The 11244-nt window shown below is 73.1% G+C and carries 8 protein-coding genes; 4 read left to right on the forward strand and 4 right to left on the reverse strand.

What is annotated here, in order from left to right:
• Positions 1–149 precede the first annotated feature (149 nt).
• Entirely contained in the window at positions 150–1088 is a 939-nt protein-coding gene (locus EF903_RS19895; RefSeq protein WP_125545045.1) for a glycoside hydrolase family 16 protein, read from the reverse strand.
• A 296-nt stretch (positions 1089–1384) separates the two neighbouring features.
• Positions 1385–1909, reverse strand: coding sequence for a hypothetical protein (locus EF903_RS19900; RefSeq protein ID WP_125545047.1), 525 nt, complete (start codon positions 1907–1909; stop codon positions 1385–1387).
• On the opposite strand from EF903_RS19900, the gene EF903_RS19905 reads away from it, so the two are divergent.
• Together EF903_RS19905 and EF903_RS19910 are read left to right on the forward strand one after the other, a co-directional pair.
• Positions 1908–3983, forward strand: coding sequence for a bifunctional polysaccharide deacetylase/glycosyltransferase family 2 protein (locus EF903_RS19905; RefSeq protein WP_185902732.1), 2076 nt, complete (start codon positions 1908–1910; stop codon positions 3981–3983). The genes EF903_RS19900 and EF903_RS19905 overlap by 2 nt on opposite strands.
• A gap of 2 nt (positions 3984–3985) precedes the next feature.
• Positions 3986–5266: an acyltransferase gene (locus tag EF903_RS19910; RefSeq protein ID WP_260615638.1), complete on the forward strand. Its 1281-nt coding sequence runs from the start codon at positions 3986–3988 to the stop codon at positions 5264–5266.
• A gap of 21 nt (positions 5267–5287) precedes the next feature.
• Here EF903_RS19910 and EF903_RS19915 read toward each other — a convergent pair whose 3' ends face one another.
• Positions 5288–5965 carry a response regulator transcription factor gene (locus EF903_RS19915; RefSeq protein ID WP_125545049.1) on the reverse strand — a complete coding sequence of 226 codons (678 nt, stop codon included), beginning with the start codon at positions 5963–5965 and terminating at the stop codon, positions 5288–5290.
• On the reverse strand, positions 5962–7155 hold the full coding sequence (locus EF903_RS19920; protein WP_185902733.1) for a sensor histidine kinase: 1194 nt from the start codon (positions 7153–7155) through the stop codon (positions 5962–5964). The genes EF903_RS19915 and EF903_RS19920 overlap by 4 nt, the downstream gene beginning before the upstream one ends.
• A 328-nt stretch (positions 7156–7483) precedes the next feature.
• Here EF903_RS19920 and EF903_RS19925 point away from each other — a divergent pair, with 328 nt between their 5' ends.
• Together EF903_RS19925 and EF903_RS19930 are read left to right on the forward strand one after the other, a co-directional pair.
• A complete protein-coding gene (locus EF903_RS19925; RefSeq protein WP_125545053.1) occupies positions 7484–9715 on the forward strand; it encodes an MMPL family transporter in 2232 nt (743 codons plus the stop codon).
• 409 nt (positions 9716–10124) lie between these two features.
• The coding region (locus tag EF903_RS19930; protein WP_312845945.1) for an ATP-binding protein at positions 10125–11244 on the forward strand (1120 nt) is incomplete at its 3' end.

Here is an 11244-nt window from a genome sequence, read left to right on the forward strand (position 1 = left end):
CACCCAGGGCACCACCTACGTGAACACCGTCCCCAAGCCCTGACCCCAACCCCGCGGCGGTACGGAGCCCTCCCGTTCGGCGGTCCGCGGGACCGGGCCGGCCGCCGGACCGCCGAACGGGAGGGCTCCGTACCGCCGCGGGGTTGGGGTCAGGGCTTGGGGACGGTGTTCACGTAGGTGGTGCCCTGGGTGTAGAAGGCGTCCACCGTCTTCTGGATGTCCGTGTGCGCGACGGCCTCGTCGGCCTTGTAGTAGACCCAGTTGACCTTCATGTCCCAGGTGCGCGGGGCTCCGGTGAAGGGCAGGTCGATGAACCAGTTGCTGAAGTGGATGTCCATCTTCTCGCGCGGGACGTACTTGCCGGAGCTGGTGAACAGCTCCTTGCCGTCCATGGAGTAGGTGACCTTTCCGTCCATCGCGGTGACCACCAGGGTGTGCCAGCCCTCGACGTGCCGCTTGAGGGTGTGGCTGACGCGGTCCGGCGGATCGGCCTTGTGCCAGCTGACGTTGTCGAGTCGCGGACCGGTCGACCCCCAGCCGCCGTTCGGCAGGTACTCGAAGTCGAGCTCGCTGTAATTGTCGGAGGCGTCCGAGGGGGAGATGGGGAAGAAGGTCTGGACGACGTGGTCCCCGTTGCGGCCGCTCGTGGGCTTGTCACTGAAGTGGACCCGGGCGGCGAACGTTCCCGTGAAGAGGTTCTTGCCGGTGCCTTGGATCTCGACCTGGCGGGTGCCCTGCTCCGTGCCGTCGGTGGAGGACTGCAGCCGCAGTGCCCTGCCCCCCTGGGCGGTCGCGTCGGAGGGGAAGGCGACACCGGCGGCGGACCAGGTGCCCTTGATGCCGGGGCCGCCGCCACCGGTACGGACCTCCCAGCCGTGGGCGGCGAGGGCGGGGTCGTCGGGGCCGCTGTAGTGGAAGGTGTCGAAGAGGGTTCCCGGCGGGCCGGAGGGGGTGGGCGAGGTGCTCGCGGCGGGCGCGGCGGCATCGTCGCCGGGGCCGCCGGAGCAGGCGGCGAGCACGCACAGGAGGGCGACCGGCGTGAGCGCGGTCCGCACGCGGCGGCGACGGGTGCGGCGGGGCTGGCTCAACACGGGCTCCTCGGGGCGTGCGGAGAGGCGGTACCTGGACACGCCCTCCGGGGGATCGGCGGTCGATCCCACGGGGTCGTCATCCTAAGGCGTCCGACCCCACCGGCCGGAATGACAAATTCCGTTTCGATCCGGTCACGGCTCGTGGAGGGATCGGGGCAAACGAGGACATGCGGGCCGGATCGCCTCGGGATGGTGGGCTAGCGTTCGCCCTGCGATCCCGCGGTCTACGTACCCTGCAATGAAAGGCCTCGCAAGGTGCGCCCAGCCATCACGCCCGTGCAACGCGGATCGGCCTACTCCGAGCAACCCGATCCCGTGCCCGTGTTCGTCGACCAGTCCGGTCTGAGGGGCCGCAGGCTGCGCGGCTTCGGCTGGCCGGTCTCGATCGTCGGTGCTGTTCTGGCCGTCGCCATGGGCAGCAGCCTGATCGGTGTGCAGGCGGACGCCCCGGCGATGGTCGTACCGGTGCAGCCCACGCGCCCGGCCGCGCCCGCACCCCTGCCCTCCGTGTCGCAGGCCCGGGCGCCCGCGCCGGCCTCGGCGCCGCCGACCCCGGCGGCCACACGGTCGGCGGCGCCGCGGACGAAGACCTCCGCCGCCCCGCCGAAGACCTCCGCCGCTCCCTCGGCAACGGCCGACGCCCCGCCGAAACCCGCGACCGCCGCATCGCGCGGGGCGAAGCCTTCGAGCCGCCCGGCGAAACAACCCTGATCCCCCGCACCACCGTCTCCTGGAGCGCCCTTGTCCCGCCACCAGCGCCGCCGGCAGTCCCTGCTCAGGCCGCGCCGACTGGCCGCGCCGCCCCTGCGCTTCTTCATGCCGCTGTCCCTGCTGGCCTGCCTGCTCGCCCTCCTCGTCCTGCGCGGTCTCGCCACGAACGAGGCGTTCCACGACTCCCGGATCGCGGTCTCGGTCGACAAGACGACCGTGCCGGACCACCTGCTCAAGGGCGGTCCGGTCATCGACGCGCGCGGCGACAGGAACGAGCACCCCGTCAGCTACCGCATCCCCGACCGCACCGCGGTCCTGAGCTTCGACGACGGCCCCTCGCCGGAGTGGACTCCGAAGATCCTCGAAGTGCTGGCGGCCCGCGGCGTCCGTGCGGACTTCTTCGTGACCGGCGCGATGACGACGCGCCACCCGGAGCTGATCCGGCAGATCGTCGCAGGCGGCCACGAACTCGGGGTGCACACCTTCACGCACCCGGACCTGGTGTACCAGTCCCGCGCCCGGATCAGCTGGGAACTGGCGCAGACGCAGTTGGCGCTGGCCGGCGTCGCGGGCGTCCACAGCGCGCTGTTCCGCCCGCCGTACTCCTCCGACGCCACCGCGATGGACGACTGGAACTACCCGGTGATCAAGTACGTGGGCGCGCGCGGCTACCTCACCGCGTTCATCGACCGCGACACCGACGACTGGAAGCGCCCCGGCGTGGACGCGATCGTGAAGGCGGCGATGCCGGCGAAGCCCGGCGCGGGCGCGCTGATCCTGCTGCACGACGCGGGTGGCGACCGCACCCAGACCCTCGCCGCGCTCGTGCAGATCATCGACAGGCTGCAGGCGCAGGGCTACCGCTTCACGACCATCTCCGAGGCGCTCGGCGCCTCCAGCGCGACCGTGCCGGTGCACGGGTTCCAGCTGTGGGCGGGCAAGGGGTTCATCTGGGCCACCGGGGTCGCCGTGCTCACCCTGCCGGTGCTCGTCGGGCTGCTGGCCGTCGTCGGCTCCCTCAACTTCGGGCGGTTCGCGCTGATGCTCGTCCTCGCTCCGCTCCAGGCCCGCCGGTCCAGGCGCCGGGACGCGTGGGGGCCGCCGGTCACCGAGCCGGTCACCGTGCTCGTCCCCGCGTACAACGAGCGCGAGTGCATAGCCAACACGCTCCGGTCCCTGGCCGCCGGTGACCATCCGATCGAGGTGATCGTCATCGACGACGGCTCCACGGACGGCACGGCCGACATCGTCGAGGAGATGGCCCTGCCGTTCGTCCGGCTGGTCCGACAGGCCAACGGCGGCAAGTCCGGCGCGCTCAACACCGGTATCGCCGCAGCCTCGCACGATCTCGTCGTGATGATGGACGGGGACACCGTCTTCGAGCCGTCCACGGTGCGCGAGCTGGTCCAGCCCTTCGGGGACCCCGCGATCGGCGCGGTCGCCGGCAACGCAAAGGTCGGCAACCGCGACAGCCTGATCGGCGCCTGGCAGCACATCGAGTACGTCCTCGGCCACAACCTGGACCGCCGCATGTACGACATGCTGGGCGTCATCCCCACCATCCCTGGCGCGGTCGGGGCCTTCCGCAAGGAGGCGCTGCGGCGCGTCGGCGGGATGAGCGACGACACCCTCGCCGAGGACACCGACATCACCATCGCGGTCCTCTGCGACGGCTGGCGGGTCGTCTACGCCGAGCGCGCCCGGGCCTGGACCGAGGCGCCCGCCAGCCTCCAGCAGCTCTGGTCCCAGCGGTACCGCTGGAGCTACGGCAGCATGCAGGCGATGTGGAAGCACCGCGGCGCCGTGACCTCCCGCGGCCCGGCGGGCCGGTTCGGCCGGCTCGGGCTCCCGCTCGTCGTGATGTTCGGCGTGGTTGCCCCGCTGCTGGCGCCACTGGTCGACCTGTTCCTGCTGTACGGCGTGCTGTTCGGGGACGCCCCGATCACCCTCACCAGCTGGGGCGGCTTCATCCTCCTGCAGGCGGCGCTGTCCTGGTACGCCTTCCGGCTGGACGGCGAGAAGCCCTGGCACCTGATCAGTCTGCCGATCCAGCAGCTGGTCTACCGGCAGCTCATGTACCTCGTCCTGCTGCAGTCGGCGATCACGGCGATGACCGGCGGCCGGCTGCGCTGGCAGAAGCTCCGGCGCACCGGCGAGGTCGCCGCACCGGTGGAGGCCTGACCGTGACCGCATCCCCCGACCTCGGTCGGACCGGGGACACCCTGCGGCTGAGGGTCCCGGCCGGCCTGCGGGCCGAGCCTCAGCCGAACCCGGAGCCGGAGGCGCAGCCCGGGCTCCGGGACTCGGCGCCGTCCGCGCGCACGGGCGGCCGGGACCGGTACTTCGACCTGCTGCGCGCGCTGGCGCTGGGCCGCGTGGTGCTCTACCACAACTTCGGCTGGTTCTGGCTGCCCCTCGCCTTCCCGTCGATGGGCGTGATGTTCGCCCTGGCCGGCTCGCTGATGGCTCGCTCGCTCAGCCGTCCCGCCCTCGGTGTGATCCGCGGTCGGCTGCGCCGGCTGCTGCCGCCGATGTGGCTGTTCGGCGCCGTCGTGGTCGCCCTCCAGATCCACGCCGGGTGGGGCCCGCGGTCCGACGGCCATCCCGCCTGGTGGTGGTCCAAGCTGGCCTTCTGGCTCCTGCCGCTGAGCACCCCGCCGCACGCGGACGAGCTGTCGGGCCTGCCGTTCGTGGAACCCACCTGGGCCGCGCAGATCGTCGTCCCGCTGTGGTACCTCCGGGCCTACCTCTGGTACGTCCTGCTCTCGCCGCTGCTGCTGCGGGCGCTGCGGCGCTTTCCGGTGGCGACGCTGAGCGCACCCCTGGCGATGGTGATCGTCATGAACGTGTTCTTCCTCGACCAGGAGTTCCTCTACGGCCGGGTCTGGGAGACCGCGAACGACTTCGCCACCTTCGGCGCCTGCTGGATCCTCGGCATGGCCCACCGGGAGGGGCTGCTCAAGAAGATCCCGCAGTACGTGGTGCCGTCCCTCGCGCCCCTGGCCATGGTGGCGGGCTTCTGGTACCTGCAGACCCGTCCGGTCGACCCCACCGTGGCAACCGACATCGAGTCCTGGCCGGTCGCGCAGGCATGGTGGTCCTTGGGCTTCGTGGCCCTCCTCCTGCACGTCAGCCCCTCCTGGGAACGGTGGCCCAGGCCGCTGGAGCGGTGGAACGGCCTCGTCAGCCTGCTCAACGCGCGCGCCGTCAGCGTCTACCTCTGGCACCAGGTCGCCCTCGTGGCCGCCATCCCGCTGATCGACCCGCTCTGGAGCGTGCCCTTCGTCTACGCGCACTTCCAGTGGCTGCTGTCCAGCCAGTGGTTCACGCTGCTGGTGGCGCTCCCGCTCGCCGGGCTGCTCGTGCTGGCCTTCGGCTGGGTGGAGGACCTGGCAGCCAAACGCCCGCCGCGGCTCATGCCGTACGCGCGCCGCCCGCGGGGCAGGCGCCGGGCCGCGGGCTGACGCGGGCGGGGCATCCGCGGGTCACTCCTCCCGTCGTGCCGTGACCAGGCCCGTCTCGTACGCGGCGATGACGGCCTGCGCGCGGTCGCGGACCCGCAGCTTGGCGAAGAGGGCGGTGATGTGGTTCTTCACGGTGGAGGCGCTCACCCCGAGCCGGTCGGCTATCTCCGCGTTGTCCGAGCCGGCGGCGATCAGCCGCCACACGTCCCGCTCGCGGGGCGTGAGCCCCTCGGCGGCGGACGGCACGGCGGGCGCCGCCCGGCGGTCCGGGGCCGTGACGTGCGTGGAGATGAGCCGGGTCAGGAGCCTCGGGGCGAGGATCGCCTCGCCGTCGCGGACCACGCGCAGGGCGGCGACGAGGTCCTCGGGCGAGATGTCCTTGGGCAGGAAGCCGCACGCGCCGGCCCTGAGGGCGCCCACGACGTGTTCGTCCATGTCGAAGGTGCTCAGGGCCAGGACCCGGCAGTCGGGCAGTTCGGCGGTGAGCCGCTCGGTGGCGGCGATGCCGTCCAGGACCGGCATGCGGATGTCCATGACCACCACGTCGGGCCGGTGCTCGTGGGCGAGGCGGACCGCCTCGGCGCCGTCCGCGGCCTCGGCGACGACCTGGAAGCCGGGTTCGGGGGCGAGCATCAGGGCGAGGCCGCGGCGGACGAGCGGCTGGTCGTCGGCGATGAGGACCTTCACGGTCGCGCTCACGCGTACGCCTCCTGTCGGTCGGCGGGCAGGGGGAGGCGGGCGCGGACGGCGAAGCCCCCGGCCTCCGGGCCGGCCCGCAGGGTGCCGCCGTGCAGGGCGACGCGTTCGCGCATGCCCATGAGCCCGTAGCCCGATCCGCGTGCGGCGGGCCGGCCGGGGCGCGGGCCGTCGTCGGTGACGGTGACCCGCACCTCGTGGGCGGCGAAGGCGAGTCGCACGTCGACGTGCGCGCCGTCGCCCGCGTGCTTGCGGGCGTTGGTGAGGGCTTCCTGGACGATGCGGAAGACGGCGAGGGAGACGCCCGGCGGGAGCGAGCGGGGGTCGCCGTCGGTGGTGAGGGTGGTGGGAAGGCCCGCGCGGCGGCTGTCCGCGACGATGCGGTCGAGGTCGCCGATGCCGGGCTGCGGCGCCGTCGTCTCGTTCTCGTCGTCCTCGTCGCCGGCCCGCAGCACGTCGAGCAGGTGGCGCATCTCGCGCAGGGCGGTGCGGCCGGAGCCCTCCAGGGTGACGAGTGCCTCGCGGGCCGTCTCCGGGGACCGGTCGAGGTTGGCCCGGGCGCCTCCGGCGAGCAGCTGCATCGTGGTCAGGTGGTGGGCGACGATGTCGTGCAGTTCCCGGGCGATGCGGCGCCGTTCGTCGGAGACGGCCCGCTCGGCCAGCATCCGCCGCTGGGCCTGGGCGTTGCGCTGCCAGCGGCCGACCGCGGCCGCGGCGGCGGCCACGAGCAGCGCGGACGCGGCGTTGGGGACGACGTCGATGAGGGAGGGAGCGGGCAGTCCCGGGCGGACGAAGTGGAGCACCGCGACGCAGCCGGCGGCTGCCGCGGCGCCGACCGCGGCACGGTGGTGGCGCAGGACGGTGTACAGGGCGACGACGGTGGCGGCCCCGTAGTGCTGGCCCACGGAACTCGACCAGGTGAGGGCCGTGTTCGCCGCGAGGACGCACGCGAGGACGCAGAGCGGCACACGGCGGCGCGCCAGCAGGAACAGCGAGGCGGCGACCGTGACCAGGCATCCGTGCAGCGGTACGTGTCCCAGGTCCATCTGGCTGGTGACGGTGAAGCCCACGAGGTCGACGGCCGCTGCGCCGACGGCGACGAGCCCGTCCTGCTGGCTCCACAGCGCCGTCCTTCCGCGCCGGCTCGCCGTCCCGACCCGGCCGGGGCGCGTCTCGTCCGCGCGCCGTCCCATCTCCGCCTCCCCGTGTGCGTCCCCGCTTCTGCCCGGGGTGCCGTCTGCGCCCCGGTGACCTGCGGTTCGTCCGCTCAGTCTCCCATGGTGCCGGTGCGGCGGGCCCGTGGCGTCGGGACGGGGAGGGAGCCTCGGCTGGGAGCAGGCTCCCAGCGGCCGGACGGCCGGGGCCCGTGGTCCCAGCGGGTTTCTCGTCCCCGGCTCCGAGGTGCGGGCCGCACGCGGCTGATGTGCTGGGCACGTGCCGGAACGACCCGGCACGGGGGCCGCCTCGGACGCCAATGCTCCCGCGGCCCCTTCGGCCCCGCCCTTCTTGGAGGACTCTCCCGTGATCCGTGCCCTGACCGGTTTCTCGACCCGCAGACCATGGCGGGTCATCGTCGTGTGGGCGGTGCTCGGCATCTTCGTGACGCTCATGGGCCAGGCGCTCGTCTTCCGCGTGACGCACACCGACAGCGCGGGTTTCCTCCCCGCGGAGTACGAGGCGGCCGCGGCGCTGCGGGTCGCCCGGGAGGAGTTCGGCGCGGAGCCCGACGCCGACGCGGTGACGGTGCTGGTGGCGCGGCGCGACGGCAAGCCGCTGGAGGGCGCGGACAGGCAGCGCGTGGAGGCGGTCGCGCACGGCCTGAGCGCCACGCGCCTGGAGATGCCGTGGACGGAGGAGCAGATACGGGGGCTCTCCGAGGACTACTCCCAGGTCCCCCGCGTGGCCCTGGTGACGACCGCTCCCGACGGGTCGTTCGCGCTGCTCGGCGCGCGGCTGCGGGGCAACTCCACCGATCCCGGCATGCACTCCCTGTACCGGGTCTTCCGCGACCGCGCCGAGCAGGAGTTCGGCGAGGCGGGGCTGCGCACGGGGTTCACGGGGGGCCTGGCGGACGTGGTGGACCGCGCCGACGCGGAGGAGACCACGCAGACGGTGGTCGGGCTGCTGGTGGTCGGGCTGATCGTCCTGGTCAACGTGCTGGTGTTCCGCAGTGCCCTGGCCGCCTTCGTCCCGCTGTTCGCGGTGTCCGTCGTGGGCGGCGCCGCCGTCGGCACGGTCGTGGGTGCGGCCCTCCTGACCGGTTTCGCCCTCGATCCGGGGACACCGGGCATGATCAGCACCGTGCTGATCGGCATCGGCGTCGACTACTTCCTCTTCCTGTTGTTCCGCTTCCGTGAGGAGCTGCGGCGGCGCCCGGAGGAAGACCACCGCCTGGTGGCCGCGGACGTGTCCGGGCGGGTGGGGACGGCGGTGGCCTCGGCGGCGCTGACGATCGTGGCGGCGTTCGCGACGCTCGGCCTGGCGACGTTCGGGCAGTTCCGGGTGCTCGGGCCGTCGGTGGCGGTGTCGGTGCTGGTGATGCTGGTGGCGAGTCTGACCTTGATGCCGGCGCTGCTGGCGGTGTCCGGCCGGAAGATGTTCTGGCCGTCGCGGACCCTGGCTGCGACGGCGGGGCGGCCTGGATCCGCCGGACGCACCGGCGCGTTGGTGGCGCGCCGCCCGGTGCTGGTGCTCGCCGCGTCGGTGGCCCTCCTCGGCGCGCTGGCGGCGGGTGTGGCGGGTGTCCGCATGGATTTCGGGACCGGCGGCACCCCCCGCGAGACGGCGGCCGCCGCGACGGCGCGGGAGATCGCCGGCGCTCTTCCGGCGGGTGTGTCCGACCCGACGACGGTGTACGTCACCGCCGACGGCGGCCGGGCCCTGGACGCCGCGGAACTGGGCACCGTACAGCGGGCGCTGTCGGAGGTGGCCGGGGTCGGCGAGGTGGCCGCCCCCGTGTTCGACGCCGACCGAACCGCCGCACGACTGGACGCGTACCTGACGGTGGACGCCCGGTCGCAGCGCGCCCGGGACCTCGTGGCGGGCCCGGTGCGCCAGGCCGTCCGGGAGGCGACGCCCGCCGGACTCACCGCGCATGTGGGCGGCACGGCGGCCGTGTTCGCCGATGTGGCGACGGCGGTCGACCGGGACCTGCGGACCGTGTTCCCGGTGGCGGCGGCGCTGATCGCGCTGATCCTGGTGGTGCTGCTGCGCAGCCTGGCGGCGCCGGTGGTGCTGATGGTGGCGGTCGGGCTGTGCTTCGCGGCGACGTTCGGGGCGTCCGCGCTGGTCTTCCAGCACCTCGGCGGGGAGGCGGGCGTGACGTTCGTCCTGCCGCTGGTGCTGTTCCTGTTCGTGGTGGCGCTGGGCACGGACTACAACATCCTGATCAGCGACCGCCTCCGTGAGGAGATGGTCCACGGGGGACCGGCCCGCGCCGCCGTCGCCCGCGCCGTACGGCACACGGCGCCGGCCATCGCCACGGCCGGTGTGGTCCTCGCGGCCTCCTTCGGCAGCCTCGCGGTGAACGCGGACCCGGGCACCCGTCAGCTGGGCTTCGCCATGGCCCTGGGCATCCTGCTGTCCGCCTTCGTCGTGTCGCTCCTGCTGGTCCCGGCGGCCGCGGCACTGATGGGCCGGGGGATGTGGTGGCCGGTGCGCGCGACACCGGGCCGGCGGGACGGCACCGGCCGCACCGCTGCGGAGCCTCAGGGCCGCCGGACGGAGGACCTCCAGGTGTCCGGACGGCCCTGACGGACTCCTCTCGGCGCATCGTGCGGCGCGTGGCCCTGCCGGTCGGCGGCACCGGGGCTCGGGTGTCGGCACCGCCGGACAGAGCCACCGCCCCGCGTTTTCGATTGCCCCCGTGAGCGCTCCCGCCCGATCCCCCTCCAAAGGCGCACACGGCCGTCTGGGCGGCCAACACCCCTGCACACAAGGAGGGGATGGGGCGATCGACTGAAAGAGCCACACGCACCCGCCTGGGGATTCCTGGAGGGTATCGGCTCGTGGACTTGGGGCTGCGGGAAAATAGAATGCGGTGTGTCGGCCTCGGATCCGGGCATCCCTCCACGGCTCTGCCCGGCCGGTCCGCGTCCCCAGCCCGTTCTCCACGCGCCGCCCCCGTCGGGGCGCGGCTCGTGCTGCCCTTGAGGAGCCCTTCGTGACCGATCCCGGCAACCCGACCGAGCAGTCTCCGGACACCGTTCGCGCTTCGCCGGCCCCCGGCGGCCCGGTCCCCGGCCGGACCTACGACGCCGATGCCATCAGCGTCCTGGACGGGCTCGACGCGGTCCGGAAACGGCCGGGCATGTACATCGGGTCGACCGGCGAGCGCGGCCTGCACCACCTGGTGCAGGAAATCGTCGACAACTCCGTGGACGAGGCCCTGGCCGGCGTGGCCGACACCATCGAGGTCGCCCTTCTCGCGGACGGCGGCGTACGCGTCGCGGACAACGGCCGGGGCATCCCCATCGACATCGTCGCCTCCCAGGGCAAGCCCGCCCTGGAGGTCGTCCTGACGGTGCTGCACGCGGGCGGCAAGTTCGGCGGCGGGGGCTACGCCGTCTCCGGCGGTCTGCACGGTGTGGGCCTGTCCGTCGTCAACGCCCTGTCCACGAGGGTGTGTGCAGAGGTGTTCAAGGACGGCCACCGGTGGAGCCAGGACTTCAAGGACGGCGAACCCGTCGCTCCGCTCGCACGGCACGAAGCCACCACCGCCACGGGCACCGCCATCACCTTCTGGGCCGACGACCGGATCTTCGAGACCACCCGCTACTCCTTCGAGACGCTGTCCCGGCGCTTCCAGGAAGTGGCCTTCCTCAACAAGGGCCTGACCATCTCGCTGACGGACGAGCGCGCCTGGGCGAAGGCCCCGGCGGGCGCGGACGCCCCGGCGGCGTCCGGGGACGAGCGGGTGGCACGCACGGTCCGGTACCGCTACGAGGGCGGCATCGTCGACTTCGTGGCCCACCTCAACTCCCGCAAGGGCGAGGCGATCCATCCCACCGTCATCTCCATCGAGGCCTCCGACCCTTCGCGGACACTGTCCGCAGCGATCGCGATGCAGTGGAACTCGCAGTACACCGAGGGCGTGTACTCCTTCGCCAACGCCATCCGCACCCATGAGGGCGGCATGCACGAGGAAGGGTTCCGTGCGGCCCTCACCGGTCTGGTGAACCGCTACGCGCGGGACAAGAAGCTGCTGCGGGAGAAGGACGACAACCTCGCCGGCGAGGACATCCGCGAGGGCCTGACGGCGATCATCTCGGTCAAGCTGGGCG

Source organism: Streptomyces sp. WAC05292, from assembly GCF_003949955.1.
GTDB lineage: Bacteria > Actinomycetota > Actinomycetes > Streptomycetales > Streptomycetaceae > Streptomyces > Streptomyces globosus.

Coding starts and splice junctions, on each gene's coding strand:
- EF903_RS19905 (WP_185902732.1), top strand. CDS start 1,908: ATGCCGCTGTCCCTGCTGGCCTGCCTGCTCGCCCTCCTCGTCCTGCGC.
- EF903_RS19900 (WP_125545047.1), bottom strand. CDS start 1,909: ATGAAGAAGCGCAGGGGCGGCGCGGCCAGTCGGCGCGGCCTGAGCAGG.
- EF903_RS19920 (WP_185902733.1), bottom strand. CDS start 7,155: ATGGGACGGCGCGCGGACGAGACGCGCCCCGGCCGGGTCGGGACGGCG.